Genomic DNA, 25,168 nt, shown 5'->3' with positions numbered 1-25,168 from the left:
CTTCCCTTCGTCAGACGTTGAGCAGCAGGTGCTCGCGCTCCCAGGGGGAGATCACGTTGAGGAATTCCTCGTATTCGGTGCGTTTCACGATGGAATAGACGCGCAGGAATTCCGGGCCGAGCACCTCGGCCAGGGCATTGGCCTCGTCCATGGCGTTGAGCGCCTCGCCCAGGGTGCGGGGAAAGTCGCCCTCACCCTCGTAGGCATCGCCGCGGAACTGCTTGCTGGGCCGGATCTCGTTCATCATGCCGAGGTAGCCGGCCGCGAGCGAGGCGGCGATGCCCAGGTAGGGGTTGCAGTCCATGCCGGCGACGCGGTTCTCGATCCGGCGCGCGCCGGGATCGGCGATCGGGATCCGGATGCCGGTGGTGCGGTTGTCGCGGCTCCATTCGAGGTTGATGGGCGCGGCGTGATCCTTGACGTAGCGGCGATAGGAATTGACGTAGGGCGCCAGCAGCGGGATCGCGTCGGGCAGGTGCTTCTGCATGCCGCCGATGAAGCAGAAGAAGGCATCCGTCTCGCCACCCTGGGGGCCGGTGAAGATGTTCTGGCCGGTCTCGCTGTCGAGCACCGAGTGGTGGATGTGCATGGCCGAGCCGGGCTCGTCGGGGATGGGCTTGGCCATGAAGGTGGCGAAGCAGTCGTGCCGCAGGGCGGCCTCGCGGATCAGCCGCTTGAAGTAGAAGACCTCGTCGGCGAGTTTCACCGGGTCGCCGTGACGCAGGTTGATCTCGAGCTGGCCGGCGCCGCCTTCCTGGGTGATGCCGTCGATCTCGAAGCCCTGGGCCTCGGCGAAATCGTAGATGTCGTCGATGACGGGGCCGAATTCATCAACCGCGGTCATGGAATAGGCCTGGCGTGCGGCGGCGGGGCGGCCGGAGCGGCCCATCATCGGCTGGATCGGCTTGGCCGGGTCGGTATTGCGGGCGACGAGGAAGAATTCCATCTCGGGCGCCACCACCGGTTTCCAACCCTGGTCGGCATAGAGCTTGCAGACCCGCTTCAGCACGTTGCGGGGGCTGTAGGGGATCATGTTGCCCTTGCGGTCGAAGGCGTCGTGGATCACCTGCAGCGTCCAGTCGCCGGTCCAGGGCGCGGCGGTGGCGGTGGAGAAATCGGGCCGCAGGATCATGTCGGGCTCGGTGAAGCCCTCCTCTCCGGCGGCATCGGACCAGTCACCGGTGATGGTCTGGAAGAAGATCGAGTTGGGCAGGTGGAAGTGTTTCTGCTTGGCGAATTTCGAGGCTGGCACGGCCTTGCCGCGGGCCACGCCGGGCAGGTCGGAGATGATGCATTCCACCTCGTCAAGGCGGCGCCCTTCGAGGAATTCCTTTGCGCTTTCGGGGAGCTGGTCTGTCCAGTCTTCGGTGCTCATTTGAGGGTGCCTTTGAAAAGGGCGGCCATGCGATCTGCTTCGGCCTGAGAGGTGGTGGGGGTGGCGAGCGCACTGTCGGCGGCGGCGATCAGGTCGTCGGGGACGACACCGGGCGCGCGGGTGGCCAAGAGCGAGGCGATGGCGGCCGACGTGAACTCGGGGTGGGCCTGCACGGTGTAGATCTGATCGTCGTACATCAGTGCGGCATTGGCGCAGAAGGGCGAGGAGGAGACGACGCGGGCGCCCTCGGGCACCTCTGTCACCTGATCCTGATGCCAGGCATTGAGCGTGGCGTCGCCGGTCTCGCCGGAATAGCGGTTGGAGCCGATGGACCAGCCACCGGGGTATTTCTCGACCTTGCCGCCGAGGGCCTGGGCGATGATCTGGTGCCCGAAGCAGACGCCGACGAGGGGGCGGCCGCTGTCGCGGATGGCGCGGATCAGATCCTCGAGCGGGGGAATCCAGGGGTGATCCTCGTAGGCGCCGAACTTGGATCCGGTGATCAGCCAGCCGTCGCAGGCCTCGGGACCGGGGGGAAAGTCGCCCTCGCAGACAACCCAGGTCTGGAAGGTGAAACCGTTACCGTCCAGGAGCTGGGAGAAAAGGGCGGGGTAGTCGCCAAGCGCGTCGCGCATGTCGTCGGGCGCGTGGCCGGTCTGCAGGATGCCGATTTTCATGAAACACCAGTTGATTGTGTTTTCGAAGGTAGAGATGAGGCCACCGGGGAGCAAGTGGGCGCGCGCCCGGAATCGCCCTCATTTGAACGGATCCGCCGCCGGGCGGATCCGAGGCGCGCGGCATGACGCGCCTCAGACCGTCTCGAGGTAGACCAGCCAGTGTTCCTCGGGCGGAAGCTCGGCAATGCGCCGGATCTCCTGCCGCTTGGTCATGGTCAGGTTCTGGATCAGCTCGGGGGTGAAGATGCGGGCCATCATCGGATCGGTCTCGAAACGGTCGACCGCGCTCGTCCAGTCGGGCATCAGGCCGGGCAGGTCGAGATCGTAGGCATTGCCGGTGATCGGGGCGGGGGGCTCCATCCCGTCCTCGATGCCGACCAGGGCCGAACCGAGGATGGCGGTCAGCGCCAGGTAGGGGTTGATGTCGCCGCAGGCCACGCGGTGCTCGATCCGGCGCGCACGCGACGGGCCGGAGGGGATGCGGATGGCGGCGGTGCGGTTCTCGTAGGCCCAGCAGGCGCCGGTGGGCGCATGGGCACCGGGCTGGAACCGGGCATAGGAATTCGAGTGCGGCGCCCAGATCAGCGTTCCGCCGGCGAGGCCGTTCAGGCAGCCGGCGACGGCATGGCGCAGCAGCGGCGTGCCTTCGGGGCCGCGGTTGTCGAAGATGTTGTTGCCGTCCTCGTCGAGCACCGAGAAATGCACGTGCATGCCGTTGCCGGCGTCGTTGGCGAAGGGTTTCGCCATGAAGGTGGCGGCCATGTCGTGCCGGCGGGCCATGCCGCGCACCAGGCTCTTGAAGAGCCAGGCGTCATCGGCGGCGGACATGGCATCGCGGTGGGCGAGGTTGATCTCGAACTGGCCGAGGCCTGCCTCGGAGGATGCGCTGTCGGCGGGGATGTCCATGGCATCGCAGGCGTCGTAGAGATCGGTCAGGAAGTTGTCGAAGGCATCGAGCTGACGGATCGAGAGGATCGCGTTGCCGAAGACCGGGCGCCCGGAGATCGGGTTCTGCGGCGCGGCAAGCTGATGGCCGGTGTCGTCGACCAGGTAGAATTCCATCTCGACGGCGGCCTGCACCGTCCAGCCGCGTTCCTGGTAGCGTTCCAGCACCCGGCGCAGGGCATGGCGGGGATCGCCGGCAAAGGGGCGGCCGTCGTCGTGGAACATCCACATCGGCACCAGGGCCGAGGGGCTGTCGAGCCAGGGCATGGGCACCGGGCCGTGGTCGGTGGGTTTGAGCACGCCATCCTCGTCACCGGTCTCGAAGACGAGGGGGCTGTCCTCGATGTCCGCGCCCCAGATGTCGACGTTGAGCACCGAGAAGGGCATGCGCGATCCCTCGGTGTCGAGCTTGTCGAAGGCGGCATGGGGCACGCGCTTGCCCCGCATCTGGCCGTTCAGATCGGCGGCGGCCACCCGGAAAGTACGGAAATGATCAAAATTCATATTTCACCCTGCGACGCCGGGCGAATCTGGAAAACCGCCCTGCTTTTGTCTCGTATACACTGCCATGATCATATCTCAAATGGCAGCGCGGCAAGGTTAACGCAACGCGGAACCTGCCGGCAGGGGCAGAACTGCCCAGCCGGAGAGGCCGGCTGTGCAGAATTTGATCATATTACGTTTTCGGGACCGCGGCGCGGGGGCGCAGCCTTGAACGCGTCTCCGGGGCGACGTGGCGCGTCAGCCTGCGGTAGACCAGCCCGTAGATTGCCACCACCGTGAGGGTGAGCAGGATGAAATACATCGCCAGGATCGGGTAGGGCACGAAGGGGTTGAAGGTCTTGTCGGCGAAATAGTTGGCGTAATAGAGCGCGTCGCCGTTCTGCTGCCGCGCCGGGAAGGAGCTGAAATAGACCAGCGTGGTGGCGTGGAAGAGGAAGATCGCCTCGTTCGTGTAGGCCGGCCAGCCCAGCCGCAGCATGGTGGGATAGGTGATGCGCCGGAATTTCTGCCAGGGCGAGAAGCCATAGGCATCTGCGGCCTCGAGATCGCCACGCGGGACCGAGCGGTAGGCACCGTAGAAGATCTCTCCGGCATAGGCGGTGGTGTTGAGGAACAGGACGATCAGCGCGCCCGCCCAGGCCCGCGTCAGCCAGCCGGTGTCGGCGGTCAGCGTGACGATGCCGAGATGGATCGCGAGCCCCTCGCGCGGGAGCATGGTGAAGAGCTCGTAGAAGATGAAGAACTGGATGAAGAGCGGCGAGCCGCGGAAGACGAAGACGTACCATTCGGCCGGCTTGCGGATGATCCGGCGCGACGAGCTTCGTGCCAGGGCGATGGCGATGGAGGCGAAGAAGCCGAAGAAGAGCGCGCCGATGCCGAAGTAGAGGTTCTGCAGCATGCCCGAGCCGATCAGCACGAACTGATCGCAGAGGGTGAAATCGGTGCGGGGCAGCAGGCGTTCGCCCATGCCGAGCGAGCGCAGGCCATAGGCCTGGATGACCTCGATGCAGGAATTCATGAGCGCGCCTCCTGCATGCCGGCCATGGTGGCCTGACCGCGCGACATGCGCCGTGTCAGCCGGGCAAAGCCGATCTCGGAGAGTTTCGTCATGCAGAGGTAGAAGACCAGCAGACCGAGGAAGTAGTAGAGGCGCCAGTCGCCGTGCGGATAGGCATAGGCGCTGGTCTTGGTGCCGCCGAGCTCTCTCGCCCAGTAGACGATGTCCTCGACCCCGAGAAGAAAGAGCAGCGGCGTGGCCTTGATGAGGATCATCCAGAGGTTCGACAGACCGGGCAGGGCATAGACCCACATCTGTGGCACGAGGATGCGGCGGGTGACCTGGCGGCGCGACATGCCATAGGCCTCTGCGGTCTCGAGCTGGGCCTTGGGCACGGCGTTCATGGCGCCGGAGAGCACGAAGGAAGCGAAGGCGCCGAAGACGAAGACATAGGCGATGATCGCCAGGATGATGCCGTAGATCTCGTGCACGCTCTGCGGGGCGCTGGACAGCGGCAGCTTGGCCGCGGGGCAGACGACGAAGTCGTTGCCCTGCCGGATCGGCTGATCCCAGTCGGGGCAGAGCGCCTTTTGCCGGAGGTATTCCATGCCCTGGTCGAGGGCGAGGGGCACGAACATGAAGAGCGCGATGTCGGGCACCCCGCGCACGATCGAGGAATAGGCCCAGCCGAGCCAGCGAAGCGGCGCGTGGCGCGAGCGGATGGCGAGGGCGCCGAGAAAGCCCGCGCCGAGCGCGATGGGGGCGGTGACCAGAAGCAGGGCGATGATCACCAGGAAGCTCTGGTAGAACATCATGTGCTTGGGTGTCGTGAGATAGCACGACATCCACTGGACGGATTCGAGGCTGGAAGGATCGGTGCAGAAGGCGAACATCAGCGGGTGCTTTTCGATCGGAGACGCGGGGCAGCTGCGCGTGCATCTGCCCGGCGAGAATGGATGAGCCGCGCCCAAGACGCGGTAAAGGCGGCGTTCGCGCCACAGGCATGGCGGAGCAGGCGGGTACGGGCAAGGCGGGAAGATCGGGCAGACCGGACCGCGAGCCGTCGCAGGTGCGGCGCCGCGGCAGGATGCGACAAGGCGGGCCGGGGCGCGGAGCCTGGCAGGGAAAGGGCTGCTGTGCGGATCATGCGGAAGGGGCGGGGGCCGGGCGCCATGGCACGGCCCCCGCCGAAGGGCTTATTCGTAGGTCTGGGTTTCTTCGCCGAAGTACTTGACCAGCAGCGCGTTCAGCGAGCCGTCTTCCTTCATCGAGGTGATGGCGGCGTTGAACTGGTCCTTCAGCTCGGGGTTGCTCTCGCGCAGGCCCATGCCGATGCCGCCGCCGAGGGGCACGCCCTCGCCCACGGTGACGAGCGAGCCGTCCTCGGTGTAGGGCAGCAGGAAGTCCATGTCGGCAAAGACCGCGTCGGCCTCGCCGTTCTTGACGGCGGCGATGGTTTCCTCGCCGGTGGCGAACTCGAGCAGGGTGGCACCGGTTTCGGCGACGTGGGCGGCCTGGATGGTGCCGGTCTGCGCCGCGATCACGCCGTTCTCGACGTCGACGTCAGCATCGGGGGCGATGTAGATCGACTCGGTCGGGGGATAGTAGTCCTGGGTGAAGTCAATGACCTCGTCGCGCTCGTCGGTGATCGACATGCCGGCCATGATGGTGTCGTAGTTGCCGGACACCAGGTTCGGGATGATGGAATCCCAGTCGTTGGTGACCCATTCGCAGGTCAGTTCGGCGCGGGCGCAGAGCTCGTCGCCCAGTTCGCGCTCAAAGCCGGCGACCTCGCCGTTGTCGTCGATGAAGTTGTACGGAGGGTAAGCACCTTCGGTGCCCATGCGGATGGTATCCGCCATGGCGCCGGAGGCGGTCAGGCCGATCACGGCGGCGCTGAGGAACAGTTTTTTCATTGGTTACTCCCGGTGAGTTGCGGGGATATGACCCCGTCAGGATTGGCCCCCGGCCGGTGGGCGACGCGGGGGCTGAGCCTCAGGCGCTCTGGGTGGCGCTGAGGAATTGGCGGAGGCGCTCGGTCTTGGGAGCGCCGAAAAGGTCGGAGGGCGGGCCCTGTTCGATCAGGTTGCCCTGATGCAGGAAGACGACCTGGTCCGAGACATCGGCCGCAAGGCGCATGTCGTGGGTGACCAGCAGCATGGTGCGGTTCTCGGCCGCGAGATCCTTGATCACCTTGACGACTTCCTGCTGCAGCTCGGGATCGAGCGCCGAGGTCGGCTCGTCGAAGAGCAGGGCCTCGGGCTCCATGCAGAGGGCGCGGGCGATGGCGGCGCGCTGTTGCTGGCCGCCGGAGAGCTGGGAGGGCCAGGCATCGGCCTTGTCGGCGATGCCGACCTTGGCGAGGTATTCGCGGGCCCTGGGCTCCACTTCGGAACGGGCGCGGCCCATGACGGTCATCGGGGCCTCCATGACGTTCTGCAGGATCGTCATGTGGGACCAGAGGTTGAACTGCTGGAAGACCATCGAGAGATTGGTGCGGATGCGCAGCACCTGCTTGGCATCGGCGGGCCGCCGCGCCATGCCCTCGCCCTTCCAGCGCACGGCCTCGCCCTTGAAGAGGATCTCGCCCTTCTGGCTGTCCTCCAGCAGGTTGGCGCAGCGCAGCAGGGTGGACTTGCCGGAGCCGGAGGAGCCGATGAGGGAGATCACGTCGCCGCGCCGGGCCGTCAGCGAGACGCCCTTGAGCACCTCCAGCGGGCCGTAGGCCTTGTGGAGGTCGCGGATTTCAAGAACGTTCGGTGCGGAGGTTGTCACGTCTGGTTGCATGTCTTGCTGTACATTCCCTCGGAGTAGGGCGCAATTCACACGTTAAAGCAACGATCGTAAACCGTGACATCACGTTACGGAATGGGTTGCGGGACAGGCGGCAGCGGAATGGCGAAATATTGGGCCTCGGGCAGCCGCAGCAGGCGGGTGAAACCGATGCGCTGTCGTTCCGCCGCGGAAAGTGCCGAGAGACCGGCATCGAGAGCCGCCGCCAGCGGGGCGGGATCCCGACCGGGGGCGGTGATGATCGGATGCGCGGGCGTGGGGCGGGTGATGTCGATCACCCGCAGGGCGCGGGCCGCTGCATCGTCCTCGGCCAGCAGCAGGTTCCAGGTGATCAGGTCGATGGCGGCGAAATCCGCCGCGCCCGCCGCAATGCGCTGAACGGCAAGGGCATGGGCCCCGGTGAAGGTGACGGAGGCGGGCGTGATCCCGGCCCCTGCGGCATGCTCACAGAGCGCGCCATAGCCCGACTGGCTGACCGGCTCGTTGGCCACGGCAGGGCGCCCGTCGAGATCGGCCATGGTGGTGGCGGGATCGTCGGCACGCACCACGATGACCGAGCGGTAATGGCCGGCAGGGGTATCGGGCAGGGCGGGATCGGTGGTGCCCACCAGCGTGACCTGCCCCCTGAGCCCGTCGCGGAAGGGCAGGCCGCAGGTCTGGGCCATGAGCAGATCGGGGCTGCGCCAGATGTCGAAGAGATCGGCGGCGTCGCGGGTGAGGCCCTCGGGGCCATGGCCCAGGGCCGCGCGGGTGGCGGCCCAGAGGCGGTCATAGATCGCGGCCGTGGCCGGCCGGTCGTACATGGGAAAGGCGGCGATGCCGGGGGGCTGCGCTGCCATCCCGGTCAGCCCAGGTGCTTTTGCGCGTTGTGGCGGGCGCGGGCGTTGTCGGGATCGGAGATGCCCAGCAGGTTGGTGATCATCCGCATCATCGAATCTTCGATCGCGTCGCGGGTGCCATCGGCCAGGGCCACGCGCCAGAGGGCCTCGAGCACCGAGAGGCGCTCCTCGTAGGGCACGGCATCCTTGATGGCGCGGGTGAAGCGCACGGTATCGGGCGCCTGCTTCTCCAGCGTCTCGGCGTTCTGCATCAGAACTTCGGTGTCCTGCTCGGAGAGCTGGTAGCGCGTGGAGAGGATGTCGGTGATCGTGCCGCGCTCGGTCTTGTCGTAGACCCCATCGGAGACGGCCACGCGAACCAGCAGCGCGGCCATGGCCAGGCGGGCATCGTGATCGGCAAGCTGATCGGGCTGCGGAGCGGTGAGGCGGCTGAGGAATTCTGCGAACATGGCACCCTGTTTTGCTGTCTGCGCCGTGGATGGCGCCAATGCGTAAGATTGCAACCGATATACATGTGGCAGGGGCCGGCGCCAATGCGCAAGGCCCTAACGGGAGAACAAGATCGCGCCGGTTGTGCGTGAACGCCGCCGCCGTGGGCAGGGCGACGTTCGAGCGGTGCATGAGGTGCGCGCTGCAAGGAGTTGTCGTACCTCAGTATTTCGACGGAACGTAGAGCTCTGGCGGCAGCACGGCGCGTTCGTAGCTGCTGTTGTAGACCCGGCTCGGGAGGTTGACCTCCTCGTGGGGAACCTCGCCGTAGGGGAAGAGCGAGAGCAGGTGGTCCATGCAGTTCAGCCGGGCGCGCTTCTTGTCGTTGCCGGGCACGATGTACCAGGGCGCCTCCGGGATGTTGGTGCGCGCGAACATCTCCTCCTTGGCCTTGGTGTACTGCTCCCAGCGGACGCGGCTCTGCAGGTCCATTGGCGAGAGCTTCCATTGCTTGAGCGGGTCATGGATGCGCATCAGGAAGCGCATCTGCTGTTCCTCGTCGGTGATCGAGAACCAGTATTTCACCACCTTGATGCCCGAGCGGGCCAGCATGCGTTCGAATTCGGGAACGTCCTGGAAGAACTGCTCGACCTGGTCGTCATCGGCAAAGCCCATGACGCGCTCGACCCCGGCGCGGTTGTACCAGGAACGGTCGAAGAGCACGATCTCGCCGCCGGCGGGCAGGTGCGGCACGTAGCGCTGGAAGTACCATTGCGTCTTCTCGCGGTCCGAGGGCGCGGGCAGGGCCACGGTGCGGACCACCCGCGGGTTCAGGCGCTGGGTGATCCGCTTGATCACGCCGCCCTTGCCGGCGCTGTCGCGGCCCTCGAAGAGCACGACGACCTTCTGCCGGGTGTGGATCACCCAGTCCTGCAGCTTGATCAGCTCGGCCTGAAGATGCAGCAGGTCGCGGAAGTATTCCGGCCGCGGGATCGAGGGGCCGTGGACGTCGCGGTAGATCTCGCGGATCTTCATCGACAGGACGGCATCCTCGAGCTCGATCTCGTAATCCTCGTCGAGCGTGTCGCGGAGCTCGGCTTCGAGCCAGTCTTCGGCGGCGGAGAGATCATCATCGGGCATGGCGGTTCCTTGGACATGGGTAGGGACCCGGCACCGGGACGGCGCAGGGCAGCATTCCGCTTATGACAAGGGATTGTGACAGTTTTGCGGTGAGTCGCGGCGCCAACCGGCCACATGGGGGGCGGGGCAAGGGGGTGAGACAGTCATTCTGACCCAATCCGGACAGCATTTCTGACCCATCTAATAAGGGAAAAGGCGGCTTTTTCGCCTATTTGTGCACAATTCGAATGGCTGCCATGCGCGTAGTGCATTTCATACGTACAAAAGTGAAAAAGTTACGTGCTTGGGGTTTTTAACGCAGCTTTGTTGCGCTAACCCCCGCGAACCCGGCGATTTGGAACCCTGAAAGCTCCCCGCGTGCAGTGTCCGGATCGCAGCCGACATTATTCCGGACGACTTAAAAAATGACTGACACAACGACCTCCTCGCCGGCCGCGGCGGGGGCGGGGGCGGCCCCCGCAGTGAACAAGCCGAGCCGCGTCCTCCTGGCGAGCCTGATCGGCACGACCATCGAGTTCTTCGATTTCTACGTCTATGCCACCGCCGCCGTGCTGGTGTTCCCGGCGCTGTTCTTCCCCGGTGAAGACGCCACCACCGCCCTGCTGGCCAGCTTTGCGACCTTCTCGATCGCCTTCTTTGCCCGCCCGCTGGGCGCCGTGGTCTTTGGCCACTTCGGCGACAAGGTCGGCCGCAAGGTGACCCTGGTGGCAGCGCTGCTGACCATGGGGATCTCGACCGTCGTCATCGGTATCCTGCCGACCTATGCCTCGATCGGCGTGGCCGCGCCCGCGCTGCTGGCGCTCTGCCGCTTCGGCCAGGGTTTCGGCCTGGGCGGTGAATGGGGCGGCGCCGTGCTGATCGCCACGGAAAACGCCCCCGAAGGCAAGAAGAGCTGGTACGGCATGTTCCCGCAGCTGGGCGCCCCGGTGGGCCTCTTCCTGTCCTCGGGCATGTTCGCCGTGCTGCTGCACTTCATGAGCCGTGAAGACCTGCTGGCCTGGGGCTGGCGGATCCCGTTCCTCTTCTCCATCGCCCTGATCGCCATCGGCCTCTGGGTGCGCCTGTCGCTGGCCGAAACGCCCGCGTTCCAGAAGGCAATCGACAAGGAAGAGCGTGTAAAGGTCCCGTTCGTCGAGGTTTTCGCCAAGCACAAGATGAGCCTGTTCCTGGGCACCTTCGTGGCGCTGGCGACCTTCGTGCTGTTCTACATCGGCACCGCCTACCTGCTGAGCTACAACGTCAAGGTGCTGCAGCTGACCCTGCCGCAGGCCCTGCACATCCAGCTCTGGGGCGCCGTCGTCTTCGGCCTGTTCATCCCGATCGCGGGCAAGCTGGCCGACCGGATCACCCGCTTCAAGCTGCTGGCGGCCGTGACCGTGCTGATCGGTGTCTTCTCCTTCTTCCTCGATCCGCTGCTCTCCGGCAGCCTCTCGGGCGTCTACATCTTCGTGACGATCGGCATGATGCTGATGGGGATCACCTACGGGATCATCGGGGCCGCCCTGGCCGCGCCCTTCCCGACCTCGGTGCGCTACACCGGTTCGTCGCTGGCGTTCAACTTTGCAGGCATCGTGGGCGCCTCGCTGGCCCCCTATATCGCGACCTACCTGCAGGCGAGCTATGGCATGGCCTACGTGGGCTACTACCTGCTGGTCGCCGCGGTGATCACGCTGCTCTGCATCATCGCCATGGGCCGCGACAAGATCTGATCCGCGCGGGATCATTCGAAAAACACCGAAAGGGCCGTCCGCTGGGGCGGCCCTTTTCGCATTCCTGAAGGAAAGATGAAGCGCGGAAAGCCACGTCGGTACTGCACTGCGGCGAATCGCGGCGGAATGCCAGGTTAACAAGGCGATTTGGCCGAAATCGCAACGTCGGTATCACGTCGGTATTACGTCGGTATCGCGTCGGTGCGAAACGGCGAAAGGGCGCGGTTAACGCAGCGAACGCGCAACGGCTGTCGCGCGGTGCCGGAGAACCCGGCGGCGTGGCAGCTGCCGGTGTTCCGCAACCCGAAATTTTTGGAAAGATGGAGGGGAGAGATCGCGCCTGATGTCGTCTCGTGCCCCGGACCCCTCGCTGCGCGGGGGCAGCGGTGCTGCCGGAGGAAGGGGCGGCGGCGGGCGAGGACCGCCCGGCCGCAGGTCTCGTATCGCCAGGGGGCCGGTGGCCCCCCGCGGCGATCAGAAGACGAAGCCGACGATGGCGAGCACGATGACGACGAGGCCGACGAGGTAAATGATCTGGTTCATGGTTCTGTCCTGTTCTGCAAGGGGCCGCCTCGGGGTGCTGCCGGGGGAGCGGCAGCGGCGGCCGGTTCAGCACATCAACGGCTGAGCCCCACATTGGGTTCCACGCGGGGTTTCCCGGCAGGTTTCGGGAACAGGCAGGAAGAGCGGCCGGTTGGGCGCCCGGGGGCGGGCCGGCAGGCGGGGTGCAGGGGCGCCTCAGGCGGCGCTCTGCTGGAAGACAGGGGGGCGATGTGGTGCCGGCCTGGTGGTGAGCTAATCCTCGATCGGCACGGTGCCGGGCGCGGGCGCCGTGGTGGGCCAGGGATGGCAGCGTTTCTCCAGCGCCTCGCGATCCAGGATGCGGACCTCACCCTTGCGGATGTCGATCAGCCCCTCGTTGCGCAACTTGCCCAGCAGCTTGTTCACCGTCTGCCGGGAACAGCCCGTCAACTCGGCCAGGTAGCTCTGCCCGGCCTCGACCCGGTCGCTGCCGTTCTCTGAAAGCAGGAAGAGATAGGAGCTGAGCTTCTGCTCGACGGGAAGGTGCAGGTCGACGGTCTTCTGCAGGTTGGAATTGTCGAGCCGGTTCCGGATGACGCGGGCGATGTTGCGCAGGAAGACCGGCTTGCGCAGGTATTCGTTGAGCAGCGGCGTGGGGCAGAAGAGCAGCACCGAGCGCCGCCGGGCCGTGCAGGTGGCGATGCACTCGGCATCGGCCATGGCCTCGATCTCTCCGAGCTGTTCGCCCGGCTTGACGTGCACCAGGACCGTGGGCTTGGCCAGGCCGCTGTCGCAGGTCACCTCGATCAGGCCATGGGCCAGGATGAACATGCCCGGCGGGCGCTCGCCCTGGGTCAGGATCTTCTGGCGGGCCTCGTAGACACGTGTAACGCACTGGTTCAGGAAGGCTGCTTTTTGCTCTCCGGAGAAATCCGCCAGCACGGCGGATTTGAATAAGTGCGGATAGCGAATGGCATTGTCCATTTGTTGGAATGGCCCCGTTCCAGTGTTTCCGCCGAGCAGATTCCCTGCTCTGAGGCACATGGGCAAGAGCAAAACGCCAAAAACATTGCGAAACGGGCCGCAATCGGGCCAAAACCGGCCCGTTTACGGCATTTCGGAGCGACCGGGCATGCGATGTGGCCCGGCCCGGGCTGTCCGGGCGGAGCCAGAGGCGGCCCGGAGCCGCAGGTTGGGTGCGCCGTTCGGCGCCCCGTGGGGGCCAGGGTCCGGCCATTCTTGCAATGGCCGAACCCTGATCGGTCCGGTTGCCCTCTGTCGGCCCAAGGTGGAGACCCCGTCTTCTCCATGCTCGTTCCCTGCTGCCTGCCTGCCATGTATCCGCCCCTTGCGGGCGGGGGCCCTGCGGGCGCGCACAGCCCGGAAGATGTCAACGGCGCCGCCAGTCCCCTTAACGCGGCGCCTCGTCTGTCCGGTCCGGCGCAGGCCCGGGGCCAGCGACACGGCGAGGCGGTGGCAGCCCGGTCTGGGCTCTGATGCAACCGCTCCGTCCCGGCGCCTGGCTTGGAACGGTCCCTTCCGTTCCTGGCGTGGCGCCTTCTTTCAGTTCAGGCGAGGAAACCCTGTTGGAGCTTGCGTTCCAATGGGCCGGAACCTGTGCCGTGCCTGTCACCATGCACCCCGGCAATCCCCCGGGAACGGTCCGATTTTGGCAGACAGTAAGAGCGGGATCGGCAGTGTCACAAGAGTGTTTGAAAGGCCTATATCGCCGATACGACATATGTCGCCGCCTGGCAGGAGGCGCCCCCGTTGCAGTGGGTTGACACGCCTGCGCATCACCCTGGGGAAGGCGATGGGAAAGCTGCATTTTTTCAATTACTTGAGCCTGTCGCCAAAGGGCGTCTCACGTAGACGTAAGGCTGTGGTATACAGGTGAACAAGGCCCAGGATGATTTTTTGACCCTCCCGTCAAAAACTGTCGATTTGGCGACATTGGCACGGTCTCGGAATGGTCTCGGAATGGTCTCGGCATGGCCCGGCTCTGCGGCGGGTGGCAGGTTTCCGCCGTCGCGAGTCGTCCCGTGCCGGTGCCTGCGAGGGGGGGGCGGGCCGGGAAAAGCGTGCGTCATCATCGACTTGGCGGATCGGACCGGGAGCGGAGGGGCAGGCCGGCACGCCGGTCGGAGGCCGATGCGCAGGGTCGGGACAGCAAAGAGCCGCCGGGCCGGGGGGGCCTGGCGGCTCTGTATCAAGGGGCATCGGTGCGCGCCCTCTGTCTCCTTTGGAGGGCGCCTTTCGACGGCGCCTTTGGACGGCGCTTTTGGATGGCGCCTTTGGACGGGGGCCGCCCGGCGCGCGCCTTCAGACGAGGCGGCTGACGTCCTTGGCGGCGCGCACGAAATCCTTGAACAGCGGATGCGGCGCGAAGGGCTTGGACTTCAGCTCGGGGTGGAACTGAACGCCGATGAACCAGGGGTGATCCTTGACCTCGACGATCTCGGGGAGCTTGCCGTCGGGCGACATGCCGGAGAAGCTCAGGCCGCATTCCTCGAGCTTGTCGCGATACTTGATGTCGACCTCGTAGCGGTGACGGTGGCGTTCCTCGATGGTGGTGGCGCCGTAGACCTGCGCCACGTGCGAGCCCTCGGCCAGGGCGGCGGTATAGGCGCCCAGGCGCATGGTGCCGCCCTTGTCGTCGCCGACCTTGCGCTTGACGGCGTGGTTGCCCTGTACCCATTCCTTGAGGTGGTAGACGACCGGCTCGAACCGCTTCTGGCCGGCCTCGTGGTCGAATTCCTCGGAGCCCGCCGTTTCGATATGGGCCAGGTTCCGGGCGGCTTCGATCACCGCCATCTGCATGCCCAGGCAGATGCCCAGGTAGGGGATGTCGTGTTCGCGGGCATATTGCGCCGCCTTGATCTTGCCCTCGGTGCCGCGCTCGCCGAAGCCGCCGGGCACCAGGATGGCATGATAGCCCTCGAGATGGGGGGCGGCGTCCTCGTGATCGAAGACCTCGGCATCGACCCATTCGACATTGACCTTGATCCGGTTGGCCATGCCGCCGTGGACGAGGGCCTCCTTGATCGACTTGTAGGCGTCTTCGAGCTGGGTGTACTTGCCGACGATGGCGATGTTGACCTCGCCGTCGGTGTTGTGGATCCGGTCCTGCACGTCCTGCCAGATGGTCAGGTCGGGCTTGGGCGCGGGCGAGATGTTGAAGGCATCCAGCACCGCCTGGTCGAGACCCTCGCGGTGATAGGCCAGCGGCGCCTCGTAGATCGACTTGAGATCGTAGGCGGCAACGACGGCTTCCTTGCGGACGTTGCAGAAGAGGGCGATCTTCTCGCGCTCCTTCTCTGGGATCGGCTGTTCCGAGCGGCAGACGAGGATGTCGGGCGCGATGCCGATCGACTGCAGCTCCTTGACGGAGTGCTGGGTCGGCTTGGTCTTGAGCTCGCCGGAGGCGGCGAGGTAGGGCAGCAGCGTCAGGTGCATGAAGATGCATTCGCCGCGCGGCTTGTCGTGGCTGAACTGGCGGATCGCCTCGAAGAAGGGCAGGCCCTCGATGTCGCCGACGGTGCCGCCGATCTCGCAGAGCATGAAATCGACCTCGTCATCGCCAACGGCGAGGAAGTCCTTGATCTCGTTGGTGACGTGGGGAACCACCTGGATGGTCTTGCCGAGGTAGTCGCCGCGGCGTTCCTTCTCCAGTACGTTGGAATAGATCCGGCCGGAGGAGACGCTGTCTGTCATGCGGGCCGCGACGCCGGTGAAACGTTCGTAGTGCCCGAGGTCGAGGTCGGTCTCGGCGCCGTCGTCGGTGACGAAGACCTCGCCGTGTTCGAAGGGCGACATCGTGCCCGGGTCGACGTTGAGATAGGGGTCGAGCTTGCGCAGGCGGACGGAGAACCCGCGCGCCTGAAGCAGTGCGCCTAGGGCTGCAGATGCCAAACCTTTACCCAGGGACGACACGACGCCGCCCGTGATGAAGATATACCGTGCCATGGATCGAGGCTCCCGTGAGTGTCGGCGCGAAAGCGCAATTCTGTACCCTGAACAGCCTGAAAGGCCGCAGCATCACGGGATTTAACCGATAACAGATTCGGAGCCGTTGGGCAACAGCTCCGCAAGATGCTGACCCTGGGGGAGGGGGACCCCGCAAGGTATTGTGTGTTGATATGGGTGAGGGCGAACCCCCATGTGAAACCGCGGCCCGAGGCCGCGGTGAAAGAGCCGGGATGTCCCGGAGCGGCCCGCCTTGCGTGAAGCGCGGGCCATGACCTGCCTCGGCCGATCAGTCGGCGGAGGGCGTCAGGTCTGAGCCGCTGGAGCTGCCTGCGGGCGGCGGCAGAAGCGAACCGCCATCGGGGGCGGTGGCCGGTGCCGTGTCGGTGCCTGCATCGGTGCTGCTGTCCTGGCTGCTCGAGCTGGAGATGCCGACGCGGTCGAGGACCGAGGTGTCGGCGGAATTCTTGGCCGCGATGATCGTCAGCGACAGCGAGGTGACGATGAAACCCGCCGCCAGAATCCAGGTGATCTTGGACATTGCCGTGGCCGCGGCGCGGCCCGTCATGGCACCGCCGCCACCCATGCCGAGGCCGCCCCCTTCGGAGCGTTGCAGCAGGACCACCGCGATCAGCGAGAGCGCGAGGATCAGGTGGATGATGAGGACGACGTTTTCCATCTTGGACCTATGCGTAAGCGGCAGCGTTCAGCAGATTGCGCGGGTTCTAGGACAGACGGGCCTGTGCCGCAAGCCGAAAGGCGCAGAGCGGCACATTGGTGCACCCGGGACAGGGCAATTGCATGCAGCCGGGACGGGCCCGCGGCGCCCTCGCCGGCTCAGGCCGGGGGCGCGGTGGGCTAAGGTGCCGAAAAGGCAGGTAAAACCAGGTGAAACGAGACTGTCCGGGTAACGTGCACGTCATAGGTGTGATTGCCTACGGGCAGCCAAAACAGTTGTCTTTGAAATTCATCGTGAAAAGATTTCGGCACCGGGAATCAACCACAGGATGCATTCACCTTTGGTCCCCGGTGAAAAGTGGCCAATTTATCCGCAAGGAAACAGGCCTTTTCAGACCGACCGGGGCCATTCTGCCCCTCTGGTGCCAGAGTGAGCCCGGCCGTTTCGGCCGGTGGTGCCGGGTGCGACGCGGTGGGCGTCATTTCGCGCCAGGCCGGGAGTTTCCGGCAGACCGCAACCGTATGGCCAGGCAGCCGGGCGGCCGTGGGAGTGGCGTCGCCTGTCCGGCTGCCTGCGCTGCCTCACGCGATGGCCCGCAGGCGGGGCAAGCTATGAGTCCTTGTATGATGACAGCCCGGGGGGCGGCTCTCTAGGGTCGGTTGCGGAGACGGCGCCGGAACGGGGGCCATTCGCAGGACGGGACCGGCAGGGCCAGAAGGACCGCCGGGGGTAGACAGGACAGGTCATGATTTCTGCAGGAGACGCGACGCCAGCCGGCCCGACCGGCGCAGGCGGCAGGGGCATTCGCGCGGGGCTGTGGCGGCTGCTGTGCTGCGGCGCGCTGATGCTGGGCGCGGCCGGAGCGGCCGGGGCGCAGGAGGCGCCGCCGCAGGTGGGGCTGACCATTGCCGGCGGCGCGGCGCCGGCACCGTCGGAGGCGCCGCGCAGCGGGCCGCTGGCCCGGGTCGGCACCGAAGCGATGATCCTGGCGGTGCTGCGCGATCCGGAAAACGCGCAGCTGCGCTTCGTCCTTGCCGCACGCCTGGCGCAGGAGGGCAACTACGAGGGGGCGGGCGTGCAGCTGCGGCGGCTGCTGTCGGAAACGCCGCATGGGTCGCCGGCGGAACCGGTGCTGCAGAAGGCGCTGGCCAATGTCACCCGCAAGGCGCCCTGGAGCATTTCGGTCTTTGGGGCCTTCCTGCCGTCTACCAACATCAACAGGGCCGCCTCGAACGAGTATTTCGTGACCGGCAGCGGCGTGACCGTGCCGGTGACAGACGGCGGCGACGAACAGGCGGGCGTGGGCATGCGCGCGGGTCTGACGGGACGCTATACCCATGCCTGGGAGAACGGCCGCAGCCTGACCGGATCGGCGCGGATCCAGCGCGACTGGTTCCCGGTGCCGCGGCTGTCGAACTGGAGCGGCGAGGCGCGGCTGACCTTTGGCCAGATCAGCGGCAGCCGCAATTTCAGCCTCTCGGCCTATGCCAGCCGTACGGTCTATGATGCCGAGGATGGCGCCACCAAGGCGGATCTGAACCGCTATGGCGTGACGATGGGACAGACCTTTCACCTGGGCGACAACCGCAGCATCACCGCGACATTGACCGGCGAGAAGCGGGTCTATGACGAGAAGACCGGGCTGAACGGGCCCTATGGGGCGCTCTCGGTGACCTACAGCCAGCTGCTGAACCCGAAGACGCGCTTTGGCGTGACCTACGGGCTGAGCGGCTACTGGCCGGAGACCGAAAGCTCTGGCTATGTCGGCAACCGGGTGAACGGCCGGATCTTTTACCGCGCCACGCCGAAGCTGACGGTGGGCGGCGAGCTGGGCCTGGGCATCCGCAATTACAACAGCGACTTTCCGACGATGGATCATGCCCGGCGCGATACCTTCTGGTCGGTCGGGATGAACCTGTCGCATCGCGACATCCGCATCATGGGCACGATCCCGCGGCTGAGCTGTGCCTATCAGAAGACCCGCTCGAACATCGCGCTCTACGAGTTCGACAGCATCAACTGCTCGGTCAGCGTGGTGACGGATTTCTGATCGGGGGCGGCCCGGATGGAGGGGGCATTGAGAGGAGGTTCGGGGTGCGATCTCCCCGGCGGGGTGACGGGGGGTGATCCTTCGCCCAGAAGGCGCGCCCGATGGGCGGGGGAAAGAGGCCGGAGGGCCGCAGACCGTGGGCGGCGGGCGCGAAAACCGCCCCCGCGGGCAAACTTACCTGCTGCGGTCCTCAGATTCCGGTTTCGCCTGCCTGTCCGCTTCGCTATACCGGCGCGGGTTTTACCGCCAAGTTTGAAAGGACCGGACATGGCAAACGTGGTCGTTGTCGGCGCCCAATGGGGCGACGAAGGCAAAGGCAAGATCGTCGACTGGCTCAGCGAGCGTGCGGACGTGATCGCCCGCTTCCAGGGTGGCCATAACGCCGGCCACACGCTGGTCATCGATGGCGAGGTCTTCAAGCTGAACGCGCTGCCCTCGGGCGTGGTGCGGGGCGGGAAGCTCTCGGTCATCGGCAACGGGGTGGTCCTGGATCCCTGGCACCTGGTGAACGAGATCGCCAAGATCCGCGAGCAGGGCGTGGAGATCTCGCCCGAGACGCTGATGATCGCCGAGAACACGCCGCTGATCCTGCCGCTGCACGGCGAGCTGGACCGGGCGCGCGAAGAGGCGGCCTCCAAGGGCACCAAGATCGGCACCACCGGTCGCGGCATCGGCCCGTGCTATGAGGACAAGGTGGGCCGTCGCGCGATCCGCGTGGCCGATCTGGCGGATGCAAAGACGCTGGAAGCCCGTGTCGACCGCGCCCTGACGCACCACAACGCGCTGCGTTCGGGCCTGGGCATGGAACCGGTGGACCGCGATGCGCTGATCGCCAAGCTGAACGACATCGCCCCCGAGATCCTGCAGTACGCCGCCCCGGTGTGGAAGGTGCTGACCGAGAAGCGCAAGGCCGGCAAGCGGATCCTCTTCGAGGGCGCGCAGGGCTCGCTGCTCGACATCGACTTCGGCACCTATCCCTTTGTCACCTCGTCGAACGTGATCGCGGGCCAGGCGGCCACCGGCGTGGGCATCGGCCCGGGGAGCATCGATTTCGTCCTGGGCATCGTGAAGGCCTATACCACCCGCGTGGGCGAGGGCCCGTTCCCGACCGAGCTGCTCGATGATGACGGCGAGCGCCTGGGCTCGCGCGGCCGCGAGTTCGGCGTGGTCACCGGGCGCAAGCGCCGCTGCGGCTGGTTCGACGCCGCGCTGGTCAAGCAGACCTGCGCCGTCTCGGGCGTCAACGGCATCGCGCTGACCAAGCTCGACGTGCTCGACGGTTTCGAGACGCTGAAGATCTGCGTCGGCTACGAGCTCGACGGCAAGGTCATGGACTACCTGCCCATCGCCTCGGAAGAACAGGCGCGCTGCACGCCCGTCTACGAGGAGATGCCCGGCTGGAATGAAAGCACCGAGGGTGCGCGGAGCTGGGCCGACCTGCCGGCGAACGCCATCAAGTACGTGCGCCGCGTGGAAGAGCTGATCGACTGCCCGGTCGCGCTGCTCTCGACCAGCCCGGAACGGGAAGACACGATCCTGGTGACCGATCCCTTCGCCGACTGACGGCTGCGAGGGGGAGCCGGAGCGGGGAGGGCGCTGCCCTCTTGCGCCTGCGGCACAATTCGCCCGGGATATTTGATACAAGAAAATGAATGCGGGGCGGCGAGAGCGGCCCCGTTTCCGCAGGGAGCGAGGGAGGGGACCTCATGGCACTGAGTTACAAGGCGCGGCGGCGCTGGTCGCTGGTGATCCTGGTGGTGGGGCTGCCGATCTACATCGTGCTGGCCATGAACATCATGGTCTGGCTGGGCCGGCCGCCCTTCGTGGTGGAGCTGCTTGTCTATGTGGGCCTGGGCGTGCTCTGGGCGCTGCCCTTCAAGTTCGTCTTCAAGGGGGTGGGCAAGGCCGATCCCGATGCGTCTCTGGAAGAGGCGGAGGAGACGCGGACGCGCGGTTAACCCGGGCGGCCCTTAACATGGCAATGGAATCGGACTAGACCGTTCAGGTTTTGACCGAAGCGAAAGATCTGCCGTGACTGCCACCCGCACCCCGCCGATGCTGACGACGCTGATCGTCCTGACCGGCGCCTCCATCCTGACAATGAACATGTTCGTGCCCTCGCTGGATCACATGGCGGCGGAGTTCGGCGTGACCTACGGGATGATGAACCTGGCGGTGGGGGCCTATCTGTTCACCACCGCGATCATGCAGCTGATCTTCGGCCCGCTGTCGGACCGCTATGGCCGGCGGCCGCTGATCCTGATCGGGACGGGCGTGTTCATCGTGGCATCGCTGGTCTGTACGATCACGTCGGATTTCACCGTTTTCATGGTGGCGCGGCTGCTGCAGGCCTCCTCGGCCGCCGGCCTGGCGCTGAGCCGGGCGATCGTGCGCGACCAGTACGAGGGCAGCGAGGTGGCGCAGAAGATGGCGACCATCGCGCTTGTCATGGCGCTGGCGCCGATGCTGGGGCCGATGGTGGGCGGCGTGATCGACGAATGGGTGGGCTGGCGCGGCACCTTTGGCTTTTACACGCTGATGGGCGTGGCGCTGCTGGTGCTGTCCTGGGTGGACCTGGGCGAGACCAACCAAGCGCTGCAGCCGAGCTTCAAGGCGCAGTTCGCCACCTATCCCGAGCTTTTCACCTCGCGCCGCTTCTGGGGCTATTCCGTCTGCTGGGCCTTTACCACGGCGAGCTTCCACATCTTCATCTCGGGCGCGCCGATCTCGCTCGCCGGGGCCTTTGGCATGTCGCCGGCGACGCTGGGCACCTGGATGGGGATGATGACGCTGGGCTTCATGATCGGCACCTGGGTGGCCGGGCAGGAGGCGAAGCGCAGCGGCTGGCAGCTGACCAGCATGATGATCATCGGCCGTGCGGTGGGCGTGGGGACGCTGGCCATCTCGCTGGTGCTGATGCTGGCGGGAATGGTGACGGTGCCGGTGTTCTTCTTCGGCGTGCTTGGGGCGGGGATCAGCATCGGGCTGACCTCTCCCAATGCCGCGACGGGGGTGATGTCGGTGCGCCCGCACCTCGCGGGCAGCGCCTCGGGGCTGTCCTCGGCGATGATCACCGCGGCGGGCGGCATGTGCGCCACGATCACCGGGGCGGTTGTCTCGCCCGAGCACGGGGTATTCTGGATCATCGGGCTGCTGTTGCTGGCCACGGCGATCGGGCTCTGGTCGGCGCTCTGGGTGCGCCGGCTGGAGGCGCGGCAGGTGGCAGAGGCCGCCTGAGCCCCTTGCCGGAGGTTGAAACGAAGACGGGCGCGCCATGGTAGCGCGCCCGTTTCTGTTCATAACCCTGCGGGGCGGATCAGCCCAGTTCGGCCATCCGCTCCAGGGCGGCCTTCAGCTTGGCTTCCTCGTCCTGGCGGGCGGCGAGGTTGGCGCGGGCCTCCTCGACCACTTCCTCGGGGGCGGAGGCCACGAAGTTGGGGTTCTTGAGGCGTCCGTTCAGGCCGCCGATCTCCTTGGCGAGCTTTTGCAGCGATTTCTCCAGCCGCGCCTTTTCCTCCTCGACATCGATGATGTCGGCCAGCGGCAGGCCGAAGGTGGCGCCGTCGGCAGGGATGGTGATCGTGCCCTTGGGGAAGCTCTCGACCTCAGTCAGGCTGTCGATGCGCGCCAGCTTCATGATCAGGGTCTGGTTGTTTTCCCAGGCCGTCTGGGCCGAGGCGGAGAGGCCGGTGACCACCAGCGGCACCTTGAGGCCGGCGGGCACATGCATCTGGGCGCGGGCCGAGCGGATGCTCTCGATCAGGGAAATGACCCAGTTCATCTCGGTATCCGCGACCGGGTCGATCAGCGAGGCGCCGTAGGTGGGCCAGTCCTGATGCACGAGCATGTTGGGCCGGGTGGCGGTGGTGCCCCAGAGCTCTTCGGTGATGAAGGGCATGATCGGGTGCAGCATGATCAGGCACTGGTCGATGACCCAGCCCATGACCGCCTGGGTCTCGGCGCGCTCGGGGGCGTCCTCGGCCAGAAGCGGCTTGGCAAATTCCACGTACCAGTCGCAGACCTTGCCCCAGACGAAGGCATAGAGCCCGAGCGCCGCCTCGTTGAAGCGGAAATCGGTGAGGGCCTGATCGGTCGCCTCGCGGATGCGGGCGGTCTCGCCAATGATCCACTTGTTCACCGTGGCACTGGCCGCGGGCACCTCCTGCGAGGGCGCGCCGTTCTCGTAGACGCCGTTCATCTCGGCGAAGCGGGTGGCGTTCCAGATCTTGGTGCCGAAGTTGCGGTAGCCCTTGATCCGCTCTTCCGAGAGCTTGAGCACGCCGCCGATGGCCGCCATCGAGGCATTGGTCATGCGCAGCGCGTCGGCGCCGTATTCATCCACGATTTCAAGCGGGTCGATGACGTTGCCGGTGGTCTTGGACATCTTCTTGCCCTTCTCGTCGCGGACGAGCTGGTGCAGGTAGACGGTGTGAAAGGGCTCCTGGCCGACGACGGCGAGCTGCATCATCATCATCCGGGCAACCCAGAAGAAGAGGATGTCCTCGCCGGTGATCAGCACGTCGGTGGGGAAGTATTTCGCCAGCTCCGGCGTCTGCTGCGGCCAGCCCAGGGTGCCGATCGGCCAGAGGCCGGAGGAGAACCAGGTGTCGAGCACGTCGGGGTCGCGCCAGACCGGGTAGACCAGCTTTGTCGGGTCCTCGGTGGCGGTGAACTCGGCCAGGGACTGTGCCAGCATGTGCTGTGCCGCCTTCTTGTCGGCCACTTCGACGATGCGGGAATGGCTGATGGGCGAGGGGGTATCGGCGATCTCGTCGCGGAAGGCCTCGATCACGCCGTCGAAGTTCGGACCGCAGGCCTGGACATCGCCCATGTGCACGAGGTGCTCATCCATGAAGAGCTTGAGCATGTCGACGAGATCCATGTCACCGTCGCCGCCGGATTTCAGCGTGCCGAGGTCGAGCCCGTACCAGACGGGGATCTGGTGGCCCCACCAGAGCTGACGCGAGATGCACCAGGGCTCGATGTTCTCGAGCCAGTGGTAATAAGTCTTCTCGCCGCTCTCGGGCATGATCTTGGTGCGGCCTTCGCGGACGGCGTCGAGCGCGGGCTTCACGATCTTGTCGGTGTCGACGAACCACTGGTCGGTCAGCATCGGCTCGATCACCACCTTGGAGCGGTCGCCGAAGGGCTGCATGATCGGCTTGGCCTCGACCAGCGGCACGATCTCCTCGCCTTCCTCGCCCTCGGGGCGCTTGCCGCCGAGGCGGGGATCGGAGGCCTTGGTCATCACGGCAAGACCCTCGGCGGTGATGGACGCCACGATCTTTTCGCGGGCCTCCAGCCGGTCGAGGCCGCGATAGGCATCGGGCACCAGGTTGATGGTGTCGATCTTCATCTCGCTCATCTCGACGCCGTCGAGGATACGCTCTGCCAGCACGGCGGATTCCTCGTAGGAGAGACCGTCGGAGCGCATGTGCGCCGTCTCGTTCATCAGGCGGTAGAGCGGGATGTTGTTGCGGTTGGCGACCATGTAGTCGTTGAAGTCATGCGCGCCGGTGATCTTGACCGCGCCCGAGCCGAAGGTGGGATCGGGATATTCATCGGTGATGATCGGGATCAGGCGGCGGAACTCTTCCGGCCCGACGGGGATTTCGCAGAGTTTTCCGACGATTGCGGCGTAACGTTCATCATCGGGATGAACCGCCACGGCGCCGTCGCCCAGCATGGTTTCCGGCCGCGTCGTGGCGATCGAGATGTAGTCGCGCTCCTCCTCGAGGATGACGTTTCCGTCCTCGTCCTTCTCGACGTAGGTATAGGTCTCGCCGCCGGCGAGCGGGTACTTGAAGTGCCACATGTGGCCCGGGGTCTCGATGTTCTCGACCTCGAGATCGGAGATCGCGGTCTCGAAGTGCGGGTCCCAGTTCACCAGGCGCTTGCCGCGATAGATCATGCCCTTGTCGTACATGTCGACGAAGACCTTGATCACCGCATCGTGGAAATCGGGGCTGTTCTCGTGGCCGGTGCGCGGGTCACCCGGGGCGCCGGCCATGGTGAAGGCGTTGCGCTCCCAGTCGCAGGAGGAGCCGAGGCGCTTGAGCTGCTGGACGATGGTGCCGCCGTACTTGCCCTTCCATTCCCAGACCTTCTCCAGGAACTTCTCGCGGCCGAGATCGCGACGGCCCTCGTTGCCCTGGGCGGCCAGCATCTTCTCGACCTGGAGCTGGGTGGCGATGCCGGCGTGGTCCTGTCCGGGTTGCCAGAGCGTGTCATGGCCCTGCATGCGGTGCCAGCGGACGAGGATGTCCTGCAGGGTGTTGTTGAAGGCATGGCCCACGTGGAGCGCGCCGGTGACGTTCGGCGGCGGGATCATCACGCAGAAGGTTTCGGCCCCCGGCTTTGCATTGGCACCGGCCCTGAAGGCCCCGGATTTCTCCCAGGCCTCGTAGAGGCGGCTTTCGGCCTCGGCCGCGTTGAATGTCTTTTCCATGGCCATCGTCGGACTTCCCGTATCTGAACCGTTTCTGCACCCGCTGCGCGCGTTCCCCGTGGGGATACCCAATTGCCGGGGGAAGGGAAAGAGGC

General features: G+C 65.9%; 19 protein-coding genes. 5 read left to right on the top strand and 14 right to left on the bottom strand.

What is annotated here, in order from left to right:
• Positions 1 to 10: 10 nt before the first annotated feature.
• From AC0WR5_RS13460 to ppk2, 10 genes are all read right to left on the bottom strand, one after another.
• A complete protein-coding gene (locus tag AC0WR5_RS13460; RefSeq protein ID WP_475863834.1) occupies positions 11 to 1,375 on the bottom strand; it encodes a glutamine synthetase family protein in 1,365 nt (454 codons plus the stop codon).
• Positions 1,372 to 2,052: a type 1 glutamine amidotransferase gene (locus tag AC0WR5_RS13455; protein WP_475863833.1), complete on the bottom strand. Its 681-nt coding sequence runs from the start codon at positions 2,050 to 2,052 to the stop codon at positions 1,372 to 1,374. The genes AC0WR5_RS13460 and AC0WR5_RS13455 overlap by 4 nt, the downstream gene beginning before the upstream one ends.
• A gap of 132 nt (positions 2,053 to 2,184) precedes the next feature.
• Positions 2,185 to 3,501: a glutamine synthetase family protein gene (locus tag AC0WR5_RS13450; RefSeq protein ID WP_475863831.1), complete on the bottom strand. Its 1,317-nt coding sequence runs from the start codon at positions 3,499 to 3,501 to the stop codon at positions 2,185 to 2,187.
• Positions 3,502 to 3,673: 172 nt separating this feature from the next.
• Complete coding sequence (locus tag AC0WR5_RS13445; RefSeq protein WP_475863830.1) at positions 3,674 to 4,519, bottom strand: ABC transporter permease; 846 nt, start codon at positions 4,517 to 4,519, stop codon at positions 3,674 to 3,676.
• Positions 4,516 to 5,391, bottom strand: coding sequence for an ABC transporter permease (locus tag AC0WR5_RS13440; RefSeq protein ID WP_475863829.1), 876 nt, complete (start codon positions 5,389 to 5,391; stop codon positions 4,516 to 4,518). Before AC0WR5_RS13440 ends, AC0WR5_RS13445 begins: the two co-directional genes overlap by 4 nt.
• A 303-nt stretch (positions 5,392 to 5,694) precedes the next feature.
• Positions 5,695 to 6,414: a transporter substrate-binding domain-containing protein gene (locus tag AC0WR5_RS13435; RefSeq protein WP_475863828.1), complete on the bottom strand. Its 720-nt coding sequence runs from the start codon at positions 6,412 to 6,414 to the stop codon at positions 5,695 to 5,697.
• A gap of 79 nt (positions 6,415 to 6,493) precedes the next feature.
• Positions 6,494 to 7,285, bottom strand: a complete 792-nt coding sequence (locus AC0WR5_RS13430; protein WP_475863826.1) for an ABC transporter ATP-binding protein — start codon at positions 7,283 to 7,285, stop codon at positions 6,494 to 6,496.
• Positions 7,286 to 7,359: 74 nt separating this feature from the next.
• Positions 7,360 to 8,130 carry a phosphate/phosphite/phosphonate ABC transporter substrate-binding protein gene (locus AC0WR5_RS13425; RefSeq protein ID WP_475863824.1) on the bottom strand — a complete coding sequence of 257 codons (771 nt, stop codon included), beginning with the start codon at positions 8,128 to 8,130 and terminating at the stop codon, positions 7,360 to 7,362.
• A 5-nt stretch (positions 8,131 to 8,135) separates the two neighbouring features.
• Positions 8,136 to 8,579: a tellurite resistance TerB family protein gene (locus tag AC0WR5_RS13420; protein WP_475863822.1), complete on the bottom strand. Its 444-nt coding sequence runs from the start codon at positions 8,577 to 8,579 to the stop codon at positions 8,136 to 8,138.
• Between the two features lie 202 nt (positions 8,580 to 8,781).
• Positions 8,782 to 9,699 (bottom strand): polyphosphate kinase 2, encoded by a 918-nt coding sequence (ppk2, locus tag AC0WR5_RS13415; protein WP_475863820.1) that lies wholly within the window; start codon positions 9,697 to 9,699, stop codon positions 8,782 to 8,784.
• 404 nt (positions 9,700 to 10,103) lie between these two features.
• Here ppk2 and AC0WR5_RS13410 point away from each other — a divergent pair, with 404 nt between their 5' ends.
• Positions 10,104 to 11,408 (top strand): MFS transporter, encoded by a 1,305-nt coding sequence (locus tag AC0WR5_RS13410; RefSeq protein ID WP_475863819.1) that lies wholly within the window; start codon positions 10,104 to 10,106, stop codon positions 11,406 to 11,408.
• 795 nt (positions 11,409 to 12,203) lie between these two features.
• Here AC0WR5_RS13410 and AC0WR5_RS13405 read toward each other — a convergent pair.
• From AC0WR5_RS13405 to secG, 3 genes are all read right to left on the bottom strand, one after another.
• Entirely contained in the window at positions 12,204 to 12,914 is a 711-nt protein-coding gene (locus tag AC0WR5_RS13405) for a Crp/Fnr family transcriptional regulator (RefSeq protein ID WP_475863817.1), read from the bottom strand.
• A gap of 1,338 nt (positions 12,915 to 14,252) precedes the next feature.
• Positions 14,253 to 15,896, bottom strand: coding sequence for a CTP synthase (locus tag AC0WR5_RS13400; RefSeq protein ID WP_475863816.1), 1,644 nt, complete (start codon positions 15,894 to 15,896; stop codon positions 14,253 to 14,255).
• Positions 15,897 to 16,185: 289 nt separating this feature from the next.
• Positions 16,186 to 16,575: a preprotein translocase subunit SecG gene (gene secG, locus AC0WR5_RS13395; RefSeq protein WP_475863814.1), complete on the bottom strand. Its 390-nt coding sequence runs from the start codon at positions 16,573 to 16,575 to the stop codon at positions 16,186 to 16,188.
• 745 nt (positions 16,576 to 17,320) lie between these two features.
• Between secG and AC0WR5_RS13390 the strand changes: the two genes are divergently transcribed.
• The 4 genes from AC0WR5_RS13390 (at position 17,321) to AC0WR5_RS13375 (ending at position 21,862) form a co-directional block, all read left to right on the top strand.
• Positions 17,321 to 18,625 carry a surface lipoprotein assembly modifier gene (locus AC0WR5_RS13390; protein WP_475863812.1) on the top strand — a complete coding sequence of 435 codons (1,305 nt, stop codon included), beginning with the start codon at positions 17,321 to 17,323 and terminating at the stop codon, positions 18,623 to 18,625.
• A 267-nt stretch (positions 18,626 to 18,892) separates the two neighbouring features.
• A complete protein-coding gene (locus tag AC0WR5_RS13385) occupies positions 18,893 to 20,188 on the top strand; it encodes an adenylosuccinate synthase (protein ID WP_475863810.1) in 1,296 nt (431 codons plus the stop codon).
• A 143-nt stretch (positions 20,189 to 20,331) separates the two neighbouring features.
• Complete coding sequence (locus AC0WR5_RS13380) at positions 20,332 to 20,583, top strand: DUF2842 domain-containing protein (protein ID WP_475863808.1); 252 nt, start codon at positions 20,332 to 20,334, stop codon at positions 20,581 to 20,583.
• 73 nt (positions 20,584 to 20,656) lie between these two features.
• Positions 20,657 to 21,862: a multidrug effflux MFS transporter gene (locus AC0WR5_RS13375; protein WP_475863806.1), complete on the top strand. Its 1,206-nt coding sequence runs from the start codon at positions 20,657 to 20,659 to the stop codon at positions 21,860 to 21,862.
• Between the two features lie 79 nt (positions 21,863 to 21,941).
• On the opposite strand, the gene AC0WR5_RS13370 is transcribed toward AC0WR5_RS13375, so the two are convergent.
• Positions 21,942 to 25,079 (bottom strand): valine--tRNA ligase, encoded by a 3,138-nt coding sequence (locus tag AC0WR5_RS13370; protein ID WP_475863805.1) that lies wholly within the window; start codon positions 25,077 to 25,079, stop codon positions 21,942 to 21,944.
• Positions 25,080 to 25,168: the final 89 nt, after the last annotated feature.

The organism is Pseudooceanicola sp. DL12, assembly GCF_056270665.1.
Note: the sequence above shows the minus strand (reverse complement) of the source record. Positions and strands in the feature narration are given on the sequence as shown.

Coding starts and splice junctions, on each gene's coding strand:
- AC0WR5_RS13380 (WP_475863808.1), top strand. CDS start 20,332: ATGGCACTGAGTTACAAGGCGCGGCGGCGCTGGTCGCTGGTGATCCTG.
- AC0WR5_RS13390 (WP_475863812.1), top strand. CDS start 17,321: ATGATTTCTGCAGGAGACGCGACGCCAGCCGGCCCGACCGGCGCAGGC.
- AC0WR5_RS13420 (WP_475863822.1), bottom strand. CDS start 8,579: ATGTTCGCAGAATTCCTCAGCCGCCTCACCGCTCCGCAGCCCGATCAG.
- AC0WR5_RS13425 (WP_475863824.1), bottom strand. CDS start 8,130: ATGGCAGCGCAGCCCCCCGGCATCGCCGCCTTTCCCATGTACGACCGG.
- AC0WR5_RS13405 (WP_475863817.1), bottom strand. CDS start 12,914: ATGGACAATGCCATTCGCTATCCGCACTTATTCAAATCCGCCGTGCTG.
- AC0WR5_RS13370 (WP_475863805.1), bottom strand. CDS start 25,079: ATGGCCATGGAAAAGACATTCAACGCGGCCGAGGCCGAAAGCCGCCTC.
- AC0WR5_RS13445 (WP_475863830.1), bottom strand. CDS start 4,519: ATGAATTCCTGCATCGAGGTCATCCAGGCCTATGGCCTGCGCTCGCTC.
- AC0WR5_RS13450 (WP_475863831.1), bottom strand. CDS start 3,501: ATGAATTTTGATCATTTCCGTACTTTCCGGGTGGCCGCCGCCGATCTG.
- ppk2 (WP_475863820.1), bottom strand. CDS start 9,699: ATGCCCGATGATGATCTCTCCGCCGCCGAAGACTGGCTCGAAGCCGAG.
- AC0WR5_RS13385 (WP_475863810.1), top strand. CDS start 18,893: ATGGCAAACGTGGTCGTTGTCGGCGCCCAATGGGGCGACGAAGGCAAA.
- AC0WR5_RS13400 (WP_475863816.1), bottom strand. CDS start 15,896: ATGGCACGGTATATCTTCATCACGGGCGGCGTCGTGTCGTCCCTGGGT.
- AC0WR5_RS13430 (WP_475863826.1), bottom strand. CDS start 7,285: ATGCAACCAGACGTGACAACCTCCGCACCGAACGTTCTTGAAATCCGC.
- AC0WR5_RS13455 (WP_475863833.1), bottom strand. CDS start 2,052: ATGAAAATCGGCATCCTGCAGACCGGCCACGCGCCCGACGACATGCGC.
- secG (WP_475863814.1), bottom strand. CDS start 16,575: ATGGAAAACGTCGTCCTCATCATCCACCTGATCCTCGCGCTCTCGCTG.
- AC0WR5_RS13440 (WP_475863829.1), bottom strand. CDS start 5,391: ATGTTCGCCTTCTGCACCGATCCTTCCAGCCTCGAATCCGTCCAGTGG.
- AC0WR5_RS13435 (WP_475863828.1), bottom strand. CDS start 6,414: ATGAAAAAACTGTTCCTCAGCGCCGCCGTGATCGGCCTGACCGCCTCC.
- AC0WR5_RS13410 (WP_475863819.1), top strand. CDS start 10,104: ATGACTGACACAACGACCTCCTCGCCGGCCGCGGCGGGGGCGGGGGCG.
- AC0WR5_RS13460 (WP_475863834.1), bottom strand. CDS start 1,375: ATGAGCACCGAAGACTGGACAGACCAGCTCCCCGAAAGCGCAAAGGAA.